The sequence below is a fragment of the Micrococcus luteus genome (genome assembly GCF_014138885.1).
Classification (GTDB): Bacteria; Actinomycetota; Actinomycetes; order Actinomycetales; family Micrococcaceae; genus Micrococcus; species Micrococcus luteus.
Map to the genome: position 1 here is coordinate 1433689 of NZ_JACJIK010000001.1, position 17090 is coordinate 1450778.

At 74.4% G+C, this 17090-nt stretch carries 14 protein-coding genes; 8 read left to right on the forward strand and 6 right to left on the reverse strand.

The features are described from left to right. Positions 1–81 precede the first annotated feature (81 nt). Positions 82–1590 (forward strand): amidase, encoded by a 1509-nt coding sequence (locus HDA34_RS06585; RefSeq protein WP_134377534.1) that lies wholly within the window; start codon positions 82–84, stop codon positions 1588–1590. A 9-nt stretch (positions 1591–1599) separates the two neighbouring features. Here the strand turns inward: HDA34_RS06585 and HDA34_RS06590 are convergent, their stop codons facing one another. The 4 genes from HDA34_RS06590 to HDA34_RS06605 all read right to left on the reverse strand — a co-directional run bounded on the left by HDA34_RS06590 (position 1600) and on the right by HDA34_RS06605 (position 6627). Beyond that, positions 1600–2169 carry a DUF4190 domain-containing protein gene (locus HDA34_RS06590; RefSeq protein ID WP_134377535.1) on the reverse strand — a complete coding sequence of 190 codons (570 nt, stop codon included), beginning with the start codon at positions 2167–2169 and terminating at the stop codon, positions 1600–1602. 42 nt (positions 2170–2211) lie between these two features. Further along, complete coding sequence (locus tag HDA34_RS06595; protein WP_182496707.1) at positions 2212–3219, reverse strand: IS481 family transposase; 1008 nt, start codon at positions 3217–3219, stop codon at positions 2212–2214. Between the two features lie 169 nt (positions 3220–3388). Then, positions 3389–5512: a PIG-L family deacetylase gene (locus HDA34_RS06600; RefSeq protein ID WP_061867220.1), complete on the reverse strand. Its 2124-nt coding sequence runs from the start codon at positions 5510–5512 to the stop codon at positions 3389–3391. Then, positions 5509–6627, reverse strand: coding sequence for an acyl-CoA dehydrogenase family protein (locus HDA34_RS06605; RefSeq protein ID WP_061867218.1), 1119 nt, complete (start codon positions 6625–6627; stop codon positions 5509–5511). Before HDA34_RS06605 ends, HDA34_RS06600 begins: the two co-directional genes overlap by 4 nt. Positions 6628–6788: 161 nt before the next feature. Here HDA34_RS06605 and HDA34_RS06610 point away from each other — a divergent pair, with 161 nt between their 5' ends. The 3 genes from HDA34_RS06610 to HDA34_RS06620 all read left to right on the forward strand — a co-directional run bounded on the left by HDA34_RS06610 (position 6789) and on the right by HDA34_RS06620 (position 10716). Then, on the forward strand, positions 6789–7217 hold the full coding sequence (locus tag HDA34_RS06610; protein ID WP_061867217.1) for a Fur family transcriptional regulator: 429 nt from the start codon (positions 6789–6791) through the stop codon (positions 7215–7217). Between the two features lie 67 nt (positions 7218–7284). Continuing rightward, entirely contained in the window at positions 7285–9003 is a 1719-nt protein-coding gene (gene pgm, locus HDA34_RS06615; RefSeq protein WP_061867216.1) for a phosphoglucomutase (alpha-D-glucose-1,6-bisphosphate-dependent), read from the forward strand. A 207-nt stretch (positions 9004–9210) separates the two neighbouring features. Next, on the forward strand, positions 9211–10716 hold the full coding sequence (locus HDA34_RS06620) for an aldehyde dehydrogenase family protein (RefSeq protein WP_134377505.1): 1506 nt from the start codon (positions 9211–9213) through the stop codon (positions 10714–10716). 10 nt (positions 10717–10726) lie between these two features. Here the strand turns inward: HDA34_RS06620 and HDA34_RS06625 are convergent, their stop codons facing one another. Beyond that, entirely contained in the window at positions 10727–11566 is an 840-nt protein-coding gene (locus HDA34_RS06625; protein WP_134377504.1) for a glycerophosphodiester phosphodiesterase family protein, read from the reverse strand. 131 nt (positions 11567–11697) lie between these two features. Beyond that, the gene (locus tag HDA34_RS06630; RefSeq protein WP_134377503.1) at positions 11698–12156 is read right to left on the reverse strand and encodes an Lrp/AsnC family transcriptional regulator; all 459 of its coding nucleotides are present in this window, start codon (positions 12154–12156) and stop codon (positions 11698–11700) included. Positions 12157–12280: 124 nt separating this feature from the next. On the opposite strand from HDA34_RS06630, the gene HDA34_RS06635 reads away from it, so the two are divergent. The 4 genes from HDA34_RS06635 to HDA34_RS06650 all read left to right on the forward strand — a co-directional run bounded on the left by HDA34_RS06635 (position 12281) and on the right by HDA34_RS06650 (position 17070). Continuing rightward, entirely contained in the window at positions 12281–13711 is a 1431-nt protein-coding gene (locus tag HDA34_RS06635) for a DUF6421 family protein (RefSeq protein WP_134377502.1), read from the forward strand. Between the two features lie 3 nt (positions 13712–13714). Continuing rightward, positions 13715–14392 (forward strand): SDR family NAD(P)-dependent oxidoreductase, encoded by a 678-nt coding sequence (locus HDA34_RS06640; protein ID WP_134377501.1) that lies wholly within the window; start codon positions 13715–13717, stop codon positions 14390–14392. Between the two features lies 1 nt (position 14393). Next, positions 14394–15467: a threonine aldolase family protein gene (locus HDA34_RS06645; protein ID WP_134377500.1), complete on the forward strand. Its 1074-nt coding sequence runs from the start codon at positions 14394–14396 to the stop codon at positions 15465–15467. Positions 15468–15567: 100 nt separating this feature from the next. Next, positions 15568–17070 carry an amino acid permease gene (locus HDA34_RS06650; RefSeq protein WP_134377499.1) on the forward strand — a complete coding sequence of 501 codons (1503 nt, stop codon included), beginning with the start codon at positions 15568–15570 and terminating at the stop codon, positions 17068–17070. Positions 17071–17090: the final 20 nt, after the last annotated feature.

The following is a 17090-nucleotide window of genomic DNA, read 5'->3' on the forward strand; positions in this document are numbered from 1 at the left end:
CTTCAGCGTAGCCACCCGCCCGGACGTCCCAGGAAGGCCCCGCCGTCCATGACCCTGCCCACGCCCGTTAGGCTCGGCCGCATGCAGACCTCCGACGCCGCACCCGCCGCCGACGACGACCGCACCCCCTCCGCCCCCGGCCCGGCCCGGCTCCTGGACCGCTCGGCCGTGCGCCTGCGGGAGGACCTCGCCGCCGGGGAGCTGAGCGCCCGGGAGGTCACGGAGGCGGCCCTCGCCGCGGCCCAGACCCACGCGGACCTCGGCGCGTTCGCCCTCCTCGACGCCGAGGGCGCCCGGACCCGTGCGGCCGAGCTGGACGCGGCCCACCCGCGCGTCGCACCCCGGGCCGCGCCCGGTCCGCACACCTCCCCCGCCCCGGACGACGACGGCGCCCCCGCCTCCCTGCACGGCCTTCCGCTGGCGTACAAGGACCTGATCGACGTGCGCGGGATGCCCACGCGGTTCGGCTCCGCCCTGCTGGCCGACGCGCCGCCGGCCGCGCAGGACGACCCGCTCGCGCTCCGCCTGCGCGCGGCCGGCACGGTCACCCTCGGCAAGACGACCGTGCCCGAGTTCGGCCTGGACTCCTACTCGGAGAACCTCGTCACGGCGCCGGCCCGCAACCCCCTGGACCCCGCCCGCACCGCGGGTGGCTCCTCGGGCGGGGCCGCGGCCGCCGTCGCCGCGGGGATCCTGCCGTTCGCCCCGGGCTCGGACGGGGGCGGGTCCATCCGCATCCCCGCCGCCGCGTGCGGGCTCGTGGGCCTCAAGCCCGGCCGCGGGGAGCTGCCGATGGACGAGCACGCGGACACGGTCCGCAACCTCACGGTGTCGGGCCCGCTGGCCCACACGGTCGAGGACGCCGCCCTGCTCTACGACGTGCTGCTCTCCCCCGAGGGTCTGCCCGGCCGGGTGCTGCCGGACCTGCGCCGCACCGTGGAGACCGCCCGGGCCGGGGGCGCCGTCGACGCCCGCCGGATCGGCGTCACCACGGCCTCGCCCTTCGCCTCCGACCTCGAGATCTCCCTGGCCCGGCCCGCCGTCACCGCCCTGACGAAGGCCGCCGCCGCCCTGGACGCGGGCGGCCACGCGGTCGAGGACCTCTCCCCCTACTACGGCGAGGACTACCACCGGGACTTCCGCACGGTGTGGACCGCCGGGCTGCTCCGGGCGCCGCTGCCGGAGGACGCCGAGGCGCACGTGGGCGCGGTGGCCGCGCACTTCCTGCGCACGGCCCGGGCCGCAGGGCGCGCCGAGCTCGACGACGCCGCCCACCGGCTCGAGGAGTGGGCGCGCGGGGTGCGGGCGCAGTTCGCCGCCGTCGACGTGGTGATGACCCCGGTGCTGGCCACCGCGCCCCCGCCGGTCGGCCACTTCCTGGCGATGGAGCCCGAGGCCAACTACGAGGCGCAGTGCGCGTTCACGCCCTACACCTCGATGGTCAACGTGCTCGGTCTGCCCGCGGTCGCGGTGCCCGTGCTCCGGGACGAGCGGGGCCTGAACTGGTCCGTCCAGCTCATCGGTCGGCCCGGCACGTCCGCGCCCCTGCTCGCCCTGGCCGCACATCTCGAGCTGCTGCTGGCCGGCTGAGCCGGCCGGTCAGGTCGAGGTGTAGTCGCCCAGGGAGATCCCGGCGATCACCAGGATCACGAGGAACACGACGGCGAGCAGCAGCAGGGCGAGGGACACGTAGTTCATCACGAGGCCGGCGATCGCCATGCCGCGGCCGTGGGGCTCGCGCTTGAGGCCGATGTGGCCGAGGACCACGCCCACGATCGGCGGGAGGAGGAACGTGAACCCGCCCACCACGGAGATGATGCCGAGGATCATGGACGCCACCGAGCGGCCGATGCCCTCGGTCTGGCCGGGCTGCAGCGGGGCTCCGAAGCCGTGGCCGGGCGTGCCCTGCCCGTAGCCGTAGGCGGGGACGGTGTTCGCGTCCTGGCCGTAGCCGTACGGCTGGTCGTAGGCGGGGCGGGTCTGCCCCTCCTGCTCGGCGTACGAGGGGGCCCGGTCCCAGGCGGCGCGGTCGGCGTCGCCGGTCGGGGCGGCGGGCCAGCCGGCGGCCGAGGAGCCGGTGCCGGAGGAGCCCGCACCGGCCTCGGACCCGTACCAGCTCGGCCGGGCGGCCTCACGGCGCGGGTCGTGGGAGGCGTGGGGGTCGGTCATGACGGTCCTTCCGGTTCGGGGCGTCGCGGTCCGGTGCCGAGTCTAGGTGTAGGAGGGCATGACGTTGTTGACTCGGGCCGGTGCCAACGAGGCCGGAGGAGCGTCTCCGCAGGAGGTATGAGGCCGATGGTAGTTGTAGTGGTTCACCCACACCGCCAGGGCCTCACGCCGAGCTTGCTCTGAGGAGTACGGGCGGGCGTAGAGGACCTCATCGACCATCAGCCGGTTGTACCGCTCGACCTTCCCGTTATGGCGCGGGGTGTAGGGGCGGATCCGGTGATGCCGGCCCCCGAGCGAGACCACCTTCGCGGTGAAGTCCGCAGCCCGATAGTTGTTCCCGTTGTCCGTGATCACCCGGTCCACGGTGATGCCGTGGGCGGCGAAGAACGCCCGCGCCCGGCAGTAGAAGCTCACGGTCGTGGCCGCCCGCTCGTCCTCCAACGCCTCGGTGTAGGCCAGGCGGGTGTACCCGTCGATCGCCGAGTGCAGGTAGGTGTAGCCGACCCGCCGGCCAGGCCCGCGCTTGGAAGCACGGCCTGCTTCACTTTCACGTCCGTGGGTGCGCCAGCCGCCCCCGTCTGGGATCTTCCCGATCTTCTTCACATCCAGGTGCACCATGTGCCCCGGGCCGCGGGCGGTGATCTTCTGGGGTCGTTGGCGCAGGTCTTCTCCGGCCGGGGTCAGGTCCCGTAGGCGGGAGATCCCGAGTCGGTGCAGCCACCGTCCCACGGTACGAAGACACACCCGGTGGCCCTCGGAGACGAGGTGGTGATGGATGCGCCGTGCGGACCACTTGCGCTCCCGCCGCAGGGCGTGGATCCGGGCGACCAAGACCGGATCGAGCTGGGCAGGTGAACGGTGCGGCCGGCTGGGCAGGTCCTGAAGGCCGGCTTCTCCCTGGGCGCGGTAGCGGGCGACCCAAGTGGCCACCGTGGGCCGGCTCACCCGGAACTCGGCGGCCACGTGCGCCTGCGGGATCCCGTCGTGCAGGTGGCGGTGGACCATCCTGAGACGGCCGGTCGGGGTCAGGGGTGCGTTAGCGTGAGTCATGAGTGGGTCTTCTCGGGCAGGTCGGTGGTGTAGGAACTTCCATCCTGCGGGAGAGGCCCACTCGTCTCATCTCAGCCCGGTACCCATGTCAAGAACCTCATGACCCACAACATCTAGGCGGTGCCCCCGGACCCGGCCCGGACCCGCACCCCCTGTTCCACGGCCGGCCTCACCCGGGCCGGCCCACGGCCTTGAGGTGCCCGGAGAACCCGCCGGGGGTCCGCCCCTCCAGGCGGGACGAGGTGAGCACGCGGGTGGTGTCGGTGGCGATCACGCGCACCCGGCGGCCGTCACCGCCGTCGCGCTCCCCCGCCAGGGCCCGCACCGCCGCGGCCAGGCCGACGTCCTCGTGCTCGGCCACCGGCGGGAACCCGCCCACGGCCTCGTACAGCGACCACGGCAGCCCCAGGTTCGCCCCGTGCACGTGCGCGTGCCCCTCCTCGTGCCGGTAGCCGCGGAGCCAGGCCTGCCGCAGCGGCCCCTGGCGCACGTCCACCGTGCCCAGCACGAGCGCCTCGTCGCGGCCGGCGGCCACGGTCTGCGCCAGCAGCCAGTCGGCGGGGACGCGGCTGTCCGCGTCGGTGGAGGCGAGCCAGAGGCGCTCGGCGGGCACGTCGGGGAACAGCGCGCGGGCCCGGCGCGCACCCTCCGCGCGGGCCCGCCCGACGCCGGCCTGCCCGGCGGTCGGCTCCCCCAGTTCGAGGACGTGGATGCGCGGGTCGGCGGCGCGGGCCTCGAGGGCGGCGGCCACCGTGGCGTCGTCGCAGCGGTCCGCGGCGACCACGACCGCGGCCGTGCCCTGCGCGTGGTGCTCCTCCCAGCGGTCCAGGGCGGCGGTGAGGGCCGCGAGCGCGGCCGGCAGCCGCTCCTGCTCGTCCTTGGCGGGCACCACGACGACGGCGTGGGTCGCGGCGGCGGCCCGCACGTGGAGGCTGAGCCGGAAGTCGTCCTCCACGAGCTCGGTGCGCAGCCGCCAGCGCGGGTCGGCGGCGACGCGCGCGTGCACGGCGTCCCCGTCCAGCGGCCAGCCCTCGATGGGGTGGCGCCAGTGGCACAGCAGCAGCTCGCCGCCGGGGGCGAGCGCGGCGTCGGCGTCGTCGATCAGCGCGTCGAGCTCCTCGGGCTGCAGGAAGTAGCCAATCTCGGAGGCGATCACGAGGTCCGCGCCGGCGACGTCGGCCGGCCAGTCCGCGGGCAGCACGGCTCGGCGCACCTCGGCGTGCGGCGCGCCGGCCAGCCGGGCGGCGGCGCGCTCGACGGCGGTGGAGGACGCCTCGAGGCCGACCACGCGGTCCGCGCGCGCGGCCACGTCCGCGGTGAGCACGCCGATGGACGCGCCCGCCTCGACCACGGTCCCGTAGCGGGGCCGGGGCAGGGCGGCGAGGGTGAGCGCCCGCTTGCGGGCCTCGTAGGACGAGCTGAGGTAGCGCCACGGGTCCTCCTGGGCCCGGTAGAGCCGATCGAAGACGGCGGCGGCCCGGTGGGCGTCGGCGTCGTCGGGGCCGGAGACGCGGTGGGCCTCGAACGGGCGCTCGTGGTGGGCGAGCACGGCGGGGCCCAGGATCGCCTCGTCGCCGGGCGCGGCGGAGAGGGGCCGGACCTGGGAGGCGTGCGCGTCGAGGGCGGCACGGCGGGCGGCACGGTCGTCGTCGGTGAGCGGCAGCCGTCGGTAGCGGCGGGCGGGCAGGTCGGCCGGGTCGGCCCAGTGCCAGAACCAGATGGGGAAGGCGTAGAGCGGCAGGTCGCACTCGCCCGCGACCGCGCCGACGGCCCGGCCCACGGCCTCGTGGTCCGCGTGGCCGTCGCCCGGGTCGTGGGAGGCGAGCACGGCGGGGCCGGGGTGGGCGTCGAGGGCCGCGGCGACGGCGTCGCGCACGGCGTCCTCGTGCTCGGCCACGCCGGAGTCGGGCAGGGCCAGGGACGCCCACGTCAGCCGGTCCCGCGCCGGAGAGCCGGGGCCTGCGGAGGCGGGCAGGCCGGCGGCGAGGGCGTCGAGGGCGTGCTCCATCTCGTCCCGGCGCAGCCGGACCAGGTCCTCGGGCGTGTGCGTGGGCGAGTGCGGGTGGGAGGCCTCGCCGGCGGTGGCGACCAGCACGTGCACGCGTGCCCCGTCGCGCAGGGCGGAGCGGATCAGGCCGGTGGCGGCGAGGGTCTCGTCGTCCGGGTGCGCCACGGCCACGAGCAGCAGCGTCTGCGCGTCCCAGACGGGCAGGCGCAGCTCCGGCAGCTCACCGACGCCGCCCTCGGCCCAGGCCGCCTCGGACGTGCCGTCGTCGGTGTGGGAGAAGCTCACCACGTCCAGCCGCCGTCGGTCTCGCCGGTCAGGAGCGCGGCGCCCAGCCGGGCGTCGTCGCGGTGTCCATGGTGCTGGCGCAGGTAGACCTGCAGGTCGGCCACGGCGCGGGCGTGCGCGGCGCTGCCGGTGAGCGGGCCGGGGCCGGTGGCCTGCCCGACGACGTCCATCACCTCGGTGCACAGCTGCGCCACGGTGCCGCGGATCCGGTCGGCCTCGACCATGCCGCGGCCGTGGTCCAGGCGGCCGGCGTCCACGTCGTCGGCGGCACGGGCGAGCAGGGCGGCCATCGCATGGAGCAGCCGGTCGACGCGGCCGAGCGCGGCCTGGCCGATCTGGTCCGGGCCCGGTCCGCGGCCCTCGGCCTCGGCGGCCGCGCGGGCGGCGGTGGCGTTCCGCAGGGTGCGGGCGATGCCGACGGCGCCGCCGAACCACACCGCCGCCACGCCGATGCCGCCCCACGCGAAGCCGGGCCGGCGCAGGTACCACTCGGCGCCGCCGACGGCGTTGCCGGGGACGGCGTCGAAGGCCAGGCCCACCGTGCGGATCGGGGCGAGGCCGAGCGCGGGCCAGGCCGAGTCGGTCTCGGCCACGCCGGGGTGGGACAGGTCCACGAGCACGGCACGGCGGGTGCCGTCCGCCTCCCGGCCGGTGACGACGGCGGCCGCGCACCGGTCTGCGAGCGAGCACCACGGCTTCTCGCCGTCGAGCAGCCAGGCGGTGTCGGGGCCGTCCGGGACGGGGCGCAGGGCGGGGGTGCGGCCGCCGGACTCGGAGGCGTAGACGCCGAGCAACCCGGCCGGGGCGGGGACGCCGGCCTGGGACAGGATTGAGAGCGCGTCCAGATGGGGCTCGAGCACGCGGGCGGCCGAGAGGTCCTGCGCGGCGACGGAGGCGAGCAGCTCCCACTGCTCCCGGGTGCGCCCCGCGCCGGTCAGCGGCAGGTCGAGCGGGGCGGCGTCGTCGTCGGACGCGGCGCCGGACGCCGCACGGAGCAGCTCGACCATCGCGTCGACGTCGCCGCCGCAGGCCGCGGCGGCCGCGAGGAGGGCCTGCTCGGCCGGGCGGTCCACGGCTCCACCCGGGACGAGACGGACGGGCTCGGGCTGGGCCATGGGTGGGGACCTCCTCGTCGACGGCGCCCGGGCCGGTGCGCCCCGGGGTCGAGGATTCACCGTAGTCAGCACGGGGACGGCGGGGAATGGCCGGTGCGCCGGGGGCGAAGCGGCCCGCTCTTTCTTGACATGTTCCAGAGAACCGGATGGGATCGACTGGCATGGAGACCACGACGCGGGACGAGGACGAGCGCACGCTGCTGCGCGGCGTCGGCCTGCGCGTGACCCGGCCCCGCCTCGCGGTGCTGACCGCCCTCGCCGACCACCCCCACGCGGACGCGTCCACCGTGCTGGCCGCCGTGCGTCGGGCCCTGCCCGGCACCTCGCACCAGGCCGTCTACGACTGCCTCCACGCGCTCACCGAGGCCGGGCTCGTGCGCTCCCTGCAGCCCGCCGGCTCCCCGGCCCGCTACGAGATCTGCACGGGCGACAACCACCACCACCTCGTGTGCCGCGGCTGCGGCACGGTCGTGGACGTGCCGTGCCGCACCGGCTCCGCCCCGTGCCTCGACGCCCCCGAGGACCACGGCTTCGCGGTCGACGAGGCCGAGGTCTACTACTGGGGGCTGTGCGCCGGCTGCCGAGGGTGACCGCCGGCGTCGTCCCGCTGGGCCGCGCGTCTTCCCCCGTCCGCCCGCCCGTGCCAAGGTGTGGCACATGACCGAGAACACCGCCGCCCTGCCCCCCTCCGAGCGTCCCGGCACCCCCGCCCTGCCGCAGGACCTGATCGACGTCGACGCCCTCCTGGAGGCGTACCGCACCGGTCACCCGGACGTGACGGACCCGGCGCAGAAGGTCGTGTTCGGCACCTCCGGCCACCGCGGCTCCGCGTTCACGACCTCGTTCAACGACGACCACATCGCCGCCATCACGCAGGCCGTGGTCGAGTATCGCGCGCACCACGGGATCACGGGGCCGGTCCTCGTCGGCAAGGACACGCACGCCCTGTCCGGGCCCGCGCAGGAGACCGCCGTCGAGGTGCTGCTCGGCAACGACGTCGAGGTGCTCGTCGACTCCCGCGGCGGCTACACGCCCACCCCCGCCGTGTCCCACGCGATCCTGCACCTGAACGCCGGGCGCGAGCTGTCGCCGTCGGGCTTTGCGGTGGACGGGGACAACGCCGGCCTCGTGGACGGCCTCGTGATCACCCCCTCGCACAACCCGCCCGCGGACGGCGGCTTCAAGTACAACCCGCCCCACGGCGGCCCCGCGGACACCGAGGCGACCACGTGGATCGCCGACCGCGCCAACGAGCTGCTCGCCGCCGGGCTGGCGGGCGTGCACCGGGTAGCGAGCGCCGACGTCGCCGGCCACGCGAAGCTGGGCGGCTTCGACTTCCTGGACCGGTACGTGTCCGATCTGCCGCAGGTGATCGACGTGGAGGCGATCCGAGAGGCGGGCGTGCGCATCGGCGCCGACCCCATGGGAGGGGCGTCCGTGGCCTACTGGGGCGAGATCGCCGACCGCCACGGGCTGGATCTGACCGTGGTGAACCCGGAGGTGGACCCGCGGTTCGGGTTCATGACCCTGGACTGGGACGGCAAGATCCGCATGGACTGCTCGTCGCCGAACGCGATGGCCTCGCTGATCGAGCGGATGACCCCGGACGCGGACGGGCAGGCGCCCTTCGACGTCGCCACCGGCAACGACGCCGACGCGGACCGGCACGGGATCGTCACCCCCGACGGCGGGCTGATGAACCCGAACCACTACCTCGCGGTGGCCATCGACTACCTGTACCGCCACCGCGAGCAGTGGCCCCAGAGCGCGGGCGTGGGCAAGACCCTGGTGAGCTCCTCGATGATCGACCGCGTGGCCGGGGACCTGGGCCGCGAGCTCGTGGAGGTGCCGGTGGGCTTCAAGTGGTTCGTGCCGGGCCTGCTGACGGGCACCGGCGTGTTCGGCGGCGAGGAGTCCGCGGGCGCGTCCTTCGTGCAGTTCGACGGCAGCCCGTGGTCCACGGACAAGGACGGGCTGCTGCTGTGCCTTCTGGCCGCGGAGATCATCGCCGCGACGGGCCAGTCCCCGTCCGAGCGGTACCGCGACCTCGTGGCCCTGCACGGCGACCCGGCGTACGCGCGCATCGACGCCCCCGCGACCGCCGAGCAGAAGGCGAAGCTGAAGACCCTCTCCCCCGACGACGTCCCCGTGACCGAGCTGGCCGGCGAGACCATCCTCGCGACGCTGACCAACGCCCCGGGCAACGACGCCCCGATCGGCGGGCTCAAGGTGGTGACGCAGCACGCGTGGTTCGCGGCGCGGCCCTCCGGCACCGAGGACGTCTACAAGATCTACGCGGAGTCCTTCCGCGGCCCCGAGCACCTGACGCAGGTGCAGGCGGAGGCGCAGCGGCTGGTGGACGCGGTCATCGGCTGACCCCCGCCCCATCTCCCCTCCCCCCGTCCGCTTTCGTTCGGGAAACGGCGGCGTGTCGCACCGCTTTCGTTCGGGAAACAGCGGGGCGCGTGCGCCGTTTCCCGAACGAAAACGCCGTGGCGCCCGTCGGGGCGGCACCAGCGGCCGGAGGACGACGACGGCGCCCCGCCCTGCCGCCGCACAGGGCCGCTCGGTAGCGTGGCCGGCATGAGCACGCAGCCCCCCGGCCTGACCACCGACTCCCCCGACTCCCCCGCCGACGATCCGGTCCGCGAGCCGTTGCCCACCGAGGCCCTGCCGATCGCGCCGGCCGGGCCCCGACCCGAGGAGCCGCGGGCCGCCGTCGAGCGGCTGCGCGCCGCCGCCCGCTCCCGCGCCGCCCACCCGCGCGCGGTGCGGGTTCGCCAGCTCAAGGGCCTGAAGCGGATGCTGACCGAGCACGCGGACCGGTTCGTCGCGGCGCTCGGCACGGACCTGGGCAAGCCGGCCACCGAGGCGCTGATCACGGAGATCGTCTCGGTGCGCTCCGAGGTGGACCACGCGCTGCTGCACCTGACCGACTGGATGGAGCCGCGGCCCGTGAAGCTGCCGCTGGCCCTGCGGCCCGCGAGCGCGGAGGTCCGGCCGCGGCCCAAGGGTCTCGTGCTGGTCATCGGTGCGTGGAACTATCCGGTGCAGCTCGCGCTCGCCCCGGTCGTGGGCGCGCTGGCGGCCGGCAACACGGTGGTGCTCAGCCCGTCGGAGAAGGCCCCGGCCACGGCGGCGGCACTGCGGGAGCTGGTGCCGCAGTACCTGGACTCCGCGCTGGTCTCCGTGGTGGCGGGCGGCAAGGAGTGCAACACCGCACTGCTGGCGGAGCCGTGGGACCACATCCTCTACACCGGCGGGGAGCGCGTGGGCCGGATCGTCTACGAGGCGGCGGCGAAGACCCTCTCCCCCGTGACGCTCGAGCTGGGCGGCAAGTCGCCGGCGGTGGTGACGCCGTCGCGGAACACGGGCGCGATGGCCCGCCGCATCGCGTGGGCGAAGTTCACCAATGCGGGCCAGACGTGCGTGGCCCCGGACTACGTGCTGGCCGTCGGCGAGGCCGCGCTGCGCCAGGTCACCGCCGAGCTCCCCGCAGCCCTGCGCGAGTTCTACGGCGACGACCCCCGCGCGTCGAAGGACTACGGCCGGCTCATCTCCGCCGAGCACGCGGAGCGGCTGCGGGAGATGCTCCAGACGGACCTCGACGCCGGCGCCGAGCTGCTCGTCGGCGGCGACGTGGATGTGGCAGGACGGTACATGGCGCCGACCGTGGTGACGGGCGTGCGGCCCGACGGCGCGCTCATGCAGGAGGAGCTGTTCGGCCCGATCCTGCCCGTGCTGACCGTGGACACCTTCCAGGACGCCCTGGACTTCATCGCGGAGCGCCCGCACCCGCTGGCCGCCTACCTCTTCACGGACCGGCCGAGCTACCACCGCGCGTTCGACGACCAGGTGCAGGCCGGCGGCCTCGGCTACGACGTCGGCCTGCTGCACGCCGGCATCGCGACGCTGCCGTTCGGCGGGATCGGCGCGTCCGGGATGGGCGCGTACCACGGCATCCACGGGTTCGAGACGTTCTCCCACCTGCGCCCGTCCATCACGAAGTCGGACCAGGTGGACACGCTCAAGACCGCGTACCCGCCGTACGGGCGGATGAAGCGGGCGCTGCTGCCGAAGATGCTCTGAGGGGCGGGGATCAGCGCTGCGGCCAGAGCCCGCGGCGGGCGTAGACCTCGGCGAGGACGTCGGCGCGGTCGGTCATGACGCCGTCGACGCCGAGGTCGAGCAGGCGCTCGATCTCCGCGGGCTCGTCCACGACCCACACGTGCACCGGCAGGCCCGCCGCGTGGCAGCGGCGCACGAAGTCGGTGGTGGCCACGGGCACGCGGCCGTGCCGGACGGGCACCTGCACGCAGTCGACGTCGAGGGCGTACCGGCGCAGCCAGCGGGTCAGTCCCAGCGGGCCCAGCGTCACGAGCGCCGCGATGGCGGCCGCCCCGCCCGACGTCGCCACCCGCTCCGGCCCGTACGCCCGCTCGGGGTGGCCGAGGCGGGCGAGGGCGCGCCGGAAGAGGCGGCGCCGCGAGTCGTGGAACGAGGCGACGAGCACGCGGTCCCAGGCGCCGTGCTCGGCGAGGATGCGGGCCAGGGCCGGGGCCGACGCGCGGTCCTTGAGGTCCACGTTGAGGCGGGCTTCGGGGAGTGCCGTCAGCAGTTCGGTGAAGCGCAGCAGCGGCTCCCCGCCGACCGTGACGTCCTCCAGCCGCTCCCACGTGTGGTCGCGCAGCCGGCCGCGGCCCGTGCTGACGCGGTCCAGGGTCTCGTCGTGGAACACGACGAGCTCGCCGTCCGCCGTGGTGCGCACGTCCAGCTCGAGGTAGGTGAATCCGGCGGCGTGGGCGTCCACGAACGCGGCCAGGGAGTTCTCCCGGTCGACGGCGGCGCCCCGGTGCGCGAACCCCAGCGGGTGGCCGCGACGGGCGGGGACGGAGTCGGTGAGGTAGGCGGGGGCGGGACGGGGCGAGGTCGGACGCACGGGATCACCGTAGCGGGGACGGACGGCCGAGTGCCCGCTGCCGCAGCCGGGAACGCGAGAGGTCGGAATGAGCGTCAGATCCGCCCTCATTCCGACCTCTCGCGTGACCGGAGGGGCCGAAGCGCCCGCCCTCAGTCCTCGACCGGGAGCTCCAGCATGGGCCGGTGCTCGTAGAAGGTCTGCAGCACCACGGTGGTCCGGGTGGACACCGACGCCGTCTGGCGGATCTCCGTCACCAGCGCCTCGAGCTCCCGCGGGGAGCCGACGCGGACGAAGAGCATGTACGCGGCGTCGCCGGCCACGGAGTGGCACGCCTCGATCGCCGCGATGGACTCGAGGAGCTCGGGGGCGTCGTCGGGCTGACGCGGGTCCAGCGGGCTGATCTCGATGAAGGCGGAGAGCGGCTTGCCCACGGCCTCGGGGTCGAGCAACGCGCGGTAGCCCGTGATCACGCCCGTGCTCTCGAGCCGGCGCAGGCGCGCCTGCACCGCGGACGTCGACAGGCCGACCCGCTCGGAGAGCTGGGCGAGCGTGGCGCGCGGGTCATGGGAGACGGCGGCCGCGAGCCGCGTATCGACAGGGTCGTCCATGCGCGGCACGCTATCAGCCGGCCCCGGCCGCCGGGTTGACAGCCCCGTGCCCGCATGGAACCCTTCCGGCAAGTGATCCGCGTCACCGGATATTTTCCGGCGATTCGACCTCAGGAGGGGTTCCATGTCCACCGCTCTGCAGCCCGCCCGGACCGACGTCGTCGTCCCGGAGACCCCGGCCGACGCGCGCACCGTCGAGACCCACCCGGCCTGGCTCCGCCTCAAGGCCGCCGCCACCGCCCTCCAGCCCCTGCAGGTCAAGGACGGCTCCATCCCGGACCCCGCGGACCACGCCGCCGCGCGCGAGCACGTGGAGACCATCGTCGCCGCCGTCGAGGAGCTCGCCCCGCTCTTCCCGCACGACGCCGCCTACCTCGCCGCCCTGCCCCGCGACTTCGCCCGCTGGGCCGACGGCGGCTTCGCCGAGCCCGACTTCCTGGACTCCCTCGTCGCCTTCCAGCCGCAGGAGCACCGCGTCGACGGCGTCCGGCACCTCGTGGTCTTCCCGATGTACACGCAGAACGGCTCCCCCGACCGGCACGTGGAGGCCCTCGTCGTCGAGACCATCTGGCCGGAGTTCATCGCCGCACTCGAGGCCGGCGACTACGGCAACCGCCTCTTCGTCTCCCTGCGCCTGATCGACTTCACCCCCGGCTACGACACGAACTCGGCCGTGCTCTTCCCCGAGACCGTGGCCATGCGCGAGATCCCCACCTTCACGTGGGGCGCCATCTTCCAGGACCGCGAGGCCGCCCGCTTCCGCCGGGTCGTCACCGCGGCCGCCGAGATCACCCAACTCGAGCTCCCGGCCGAGCTCGCCGAACTGCTCTCCAGCCAGGAGCTCGCCGAGGGCACCTTCGTGATGTGGGACCTCATCCACGACCGCACGCACATGCGCGGCGATCTGCCCTTCGACCCGTTCATGATCAAGCAGCGCATGCCCTTCTTCCTCTACACGCTCGAGGAGATGCGCTGCGACATGACCGCCTTCCGCGAGTGCGTGGCGATCGAGCGCCGCCTCACGGCGCGCGCCGCCGCCGGCGAGCAGCTCACCGCGCTCGAGGAGCAGACCCGCCGCCACGCCGGGCTCGTGCAGCATGCCGTCCTCTTCGACCGGGTCTTCCGCTTCGCCCTCACCGGCTCCCGCGTCCGCAACTACGACGGCCTCGGCGGCCAGCTGCTCTTCGCCTGGCTGCACCGCAAGGACGTGATCCAGTGGCGCGACGTCGAGCTCAGCGTGGACTGGGACCGGCTCGCCGACGCCGTCGTCGAGCTGGGCGACGCCATCGACACGCTCTACTGGGAGTCCATCGACCGCCCCAAGACCGTGCACTGGCTCCAGGCCTACGAGCTCGTCGCCTCCGTGGTCACCCCGCACCCGGCCTCCGTCTGGGCGCAGGGCCTGCCGCGCGAGGTGCTCGCCGGCCCGCCCAAGGGCTACACCGACCTCGTGCTCGACGACGAGTTCCCGCTGTCCATGTTCTTCGAGGCCCTTGAGAAGAAGATGCGCGGCGTCATCGAGTCCACCGCCGGGATCCGCGGCACGGGCGACTGACCCGTGGCCGCCCTGACCGACCGCGCGGTCCTGATCGCGGGCGCCACGAGCGCCTCGGGCCGGGCCGCCGCCCGCACGCTCCTCGACGCCGGCGCGCACGTCGTCGCGACCGGGCGCGACGCCGCGAAGCTCGCCCCCCTCGCCGCGCTCGGCGCCGAGACCGCGGCCCTGGACCTCACGGACGAGGCCGCCGTCCGCGGCCTCGTCGAGGACCTGCACGCCCGCGGCACCCGGATCGACGGCCTGCTCCACCTGGTGGGCGGCTGGCGCGGCGGCGGGGGCCTCGCCGGCCAGTCCGAGGAGGACTACCGCGCCCTCGAGGCCTCGTTCACGGCGCTGCGGCACGTGAGCCGGGCCCTCGACGACGACCTGCGGGCCTCGTCCGCCGGTCGCCTCGCGATCGTCTCGTCCCCGGCGGTGACCCGGCCGCTCGCCGGCGGCGCGAACTACGCCGCGGTGAAGGCGGCGAGCGAGGCATGGACCCGCGCGGTCGCGCAGGGCTGGGCCAAGGCCGCCCGGGACGCGGGGACCCCGCTGCGCTCGGCGGCCGTCGTGTTCCGCGTGACCTCCCTCGCCGGGCTCGAGGCACGGCTGGCCGAGGAGTACACGCGACTGTGGGAGGCTGAGGCGGGCGCGCTGAACGACGCCGTCCTCACGCTCCAGGAGAAGGGAACGGACTGACATGCAGAGGATCCACGATCCGCAGGAGCGGGGCTTCGCCTCGGACAACTACTCCGGCGTCCACCCGGAGGTGCTCGCGGCGATCGCCGAGGCCAACGGGGGCCACCAGGTCGCCTACGGCGAGGACGTGTACACGGCCCGCCTCCAGGAGGTCGTGGCCCAGCACTTCGGCGAGGACGCCACCGTGTGGCCGATGTTCAACGGCACCGGGGCGAACGTCGTCGGGCTCCAGGCCATGCTGCCCCGCTGGGGCGCGGTGATCTGCGCGGACACCGCGCACATCCACGTGGACGAGGGCGGCGCGCCCGAGAAGTCCGCCGGCATCAAGCTGCTGCCCGTGGCCACCGACGACGGCAAGCTCACCCCCGAGCTGATTGCCGCCGAGGCCTGGGGCTGGGGTGACGAGCACCGCGCCCAGCCCCTGGTCGTCTACCTCACCCAGTCCACCGAGCTCGGCACGGTCTACACCCCGGACGAGGTCAAGGCCATCACGGACTACGCCCACGAGCACGGGATGCGCGTCTACATGGACGGCGCCCGCATCGCCAATGCCGCGGCCTCCCTGGGCCTGCCGCTGCGCGCCTTCACCACCGACGTCGGCGTGGACGTGCTCTCCCTCGGCGGCACCAAGAACGGGGCGCTGCTGGCCGAGGCCGTCGTCGTGCTCGACCCGGACGCCGCGGACGGCCTCGTGTACCTGCGCAAGAACCAGATGCAGCTGGCCTCGAAGATGCGCTTCGTCTCGGCGCAGCTGCTCGCGCTGTTCGACGGCGACCTGTACCTGCGCTCCGCCCGCCACGCCAACGCCATGGCCGCCCGGCTGCGCGCCGGCATCGAGGCGGGGGTCGCCGACGGCTCGCTGGCCGGCGTCGAGTTCACGCAGGCCACGGACGCCAACGCCGTGTTCGCCGTCCTGCCCGAGGGCGTGGCCGACCGGCTGCGCGCCCGCTTCCGGTTCTACGACTGGGACGCGGCGCGCCGCGAGGTGCGCTGGGTGTGCGGCTTCGACACGACCGAGGAGGACGTGGACGCGTTCACGGCGGCGCTGCGCGCCGAACTCGTCCCCGCCGTCTGACGGACGCGCCCGGCCGGGATACCCTTCTACCACCGTGCAGCAGGGTGGGACGCCGCGGCCTTCGACGCGCGTCCGACCGCTCCTCCACCGAAAGGCCACCGTGGACAACAGCGCACCCCGGACGTCCCCGTCGACGCCGCCCGCCTCCGCCGCCCACATCACCCCCGAGGGCGGCTCCCTGCGGCGCACCCTCAAATCCCGGCACCTGACGATGATCGCGATGGGCGGCGCCATCGGCACGGGCCTGTTCGTGGCCTCGGGCAACACCATCGCGACCGCCGGCCCCGGTGGCGCCCTTGCGGCCTACGTGGCCATCGGCTTCATGGTGTTCCTGCTGATGCAGTCGCTCGGTGAGATGTCCACGTACCTGCCGGTCTCCGGCGCGTTCGAGGAGTACTCGACCCGCTTCGTGAGCCCCTCGTTCGGCTTCGCCATCGGCTGGAACTACTGGTACAACTGGGCGATCACGGTGGCCGCCGAGCTCGTCGCGGCGGCCCTGATCATGCGGTACTGGCTCCCGGACGTGCCCTCGTGGATCTGGTCCGCGACCTTCCTCGCGCTGCTCTTCGGCCTCAACGCCCTCTCCACGCGCGCCTACGGCGAGAGCGAGTTCTGGTTCTCGCTCATCAAGGTCGCCACCGTGGTGATCTTCCTGGTGCTCGGCGTCCTGATGATCGTCGGCATCCTCGGCGGCTCCTCCCCCGGCTTCCACAACTGGACCGACGGCGAGGCCCCCTTCGTGGGCGGCGGCGCCGGCATCCTGGCGATCTTCATGGTGGCCGGCTTCTCCTTCCAGGGCACCGAGCTGGTCGGCGTGGCCGCGGGCGAGGCCGAGGACCCGGAGAAGAACGTGCCCAAGGCGATCCGCACCGTGTTCGTGCGCATCCTGCTCTTCTACGTCGGTGCGATCACCGTCGTCGGCTTCCTCATCCCCTACACCAGCCCCCACCTGCTGGGCAGCGACGTCGAGGACATCTCGATCTCCCCGTTCACGCTCGTCTTCGAGAACGCGGGCGTGCTCGCCGCCGCCTCCGTGATGAACGCCGTGATCCTCACGGCCATCCTCTCCGCGGGCAACTCGGGCCTGTACGCCTCCACCCGCATGCTCTGGGCCCTGGCCGACTCCGGGAAGGCCCCGCGCTTCCTGGCGAAGGTGAACCGGCGCGGCGTGCCCATGAACGCCCTCTACGCCACCACCGCGGTGGGCGCGGCGTGCTTCCTGACCACGTTCATCGGGGACGGCGCCGCCTACGTGTGGCTCGTCTCCGCCTCGGGCCTGGCCGGGTTCATCGTGTGGATGGGCATCGCCTGGAGCCACTACCGGTTCCGGCAGGCCTACGTCGCGCAGGGCCACGATCCGAAGGATCTGCCCTACCGCGCCTTCCTGTTCCCCCTGGGCCCGATCGTCGCGCTGGTCATGTGCGCCGTCGTGATCCTCGGCCAGAACTACCAGGCGTTCATGGGCGACGTAGACCTCGTGGCCGTGGCCAGCGCCTACATCGGCCTGCCCCTGTTCCTCGCGCTGTGGCTCGGCCACAAGCTCGTCACCGGCTCGAAGCCGGTCCGCTACGAGGATGCCGACCTGACCCGCGTCCTGGACTGAGTCCCCCACCCCGGAGGTCG

Bases quoted from the DNA above. Each gene is read 5' to 3' on its own strand.
- HDA34_RS06610 (WP_061867217.1), top strand. From the start codon at position 6,789: ATGGAGACCACGACGCGGGACGAGGACGAGCGCACGCTGCTGCGCGGC.
- HDA34_RS06630 (WP_134377503.1), bottom strand. From the start codon at position 12,156: ATGGACGACCCTGTCGATACGCGGCTCGCGGCCGCCGTCTCCCATGAC.
- HDA34_RS06585 (WP_134377534.1), top strand. From the start codon at position 82: ATGCAGACCTCCGACGCCGCACCCGCCGCCGACGACGACCGCACCCCC.
- HDA34_RS06590 (WP_134377535.1), bottom strand. From the start codon at position 2,169: ATGACCGACCCCCACGCCTCCCACGACCCGCGCCGTGAGGCCGCCCGG.
- HDA34_RS06635 (WP_134377502.1), top strand. From the start codon at position 12,281: ATGTCCACCGCTCTGCAGCCCGCCCGGACCGACGTCGTCGTCCCGGAG.
- pgm (WP_061867216.1), top strand. From the start codon at position 7,285: ATGACCGAGAACACCGCCGCCCTGCCCCCCTCCGAGCGTCCCGGCACC.
- HDA34_RS06645 (WP_134377500.1), top strand. From the start codon at position 14,394: ATGCAGAGGATCCACGATCCGCAGGAGCGGGGCTTCGCCTCGGACAAC.
- HDA34_RS06605 (WP_061867218.1), bottom strand. From the start codon at position 6,627: ATGGCCCAGCCCGAGCCCGTCCGTCTCGTCCCGGGTGGAGCCGTGGAC.
- HDA34_RS06620 (WP_134377505.1), top strand. From the start codon at position 9,211: ATGAGCACGCAGCCCCCCGGCCTGACCACCGACTCCCCCGACTCCCCC.
- HDA34_RS06595 (WP_182496707.1), bottom strand. From the start codon at position 3,219: ATGACTCACGCTAACGCACCCCTGACCCCGACCGGCCGTCTCAGGATG.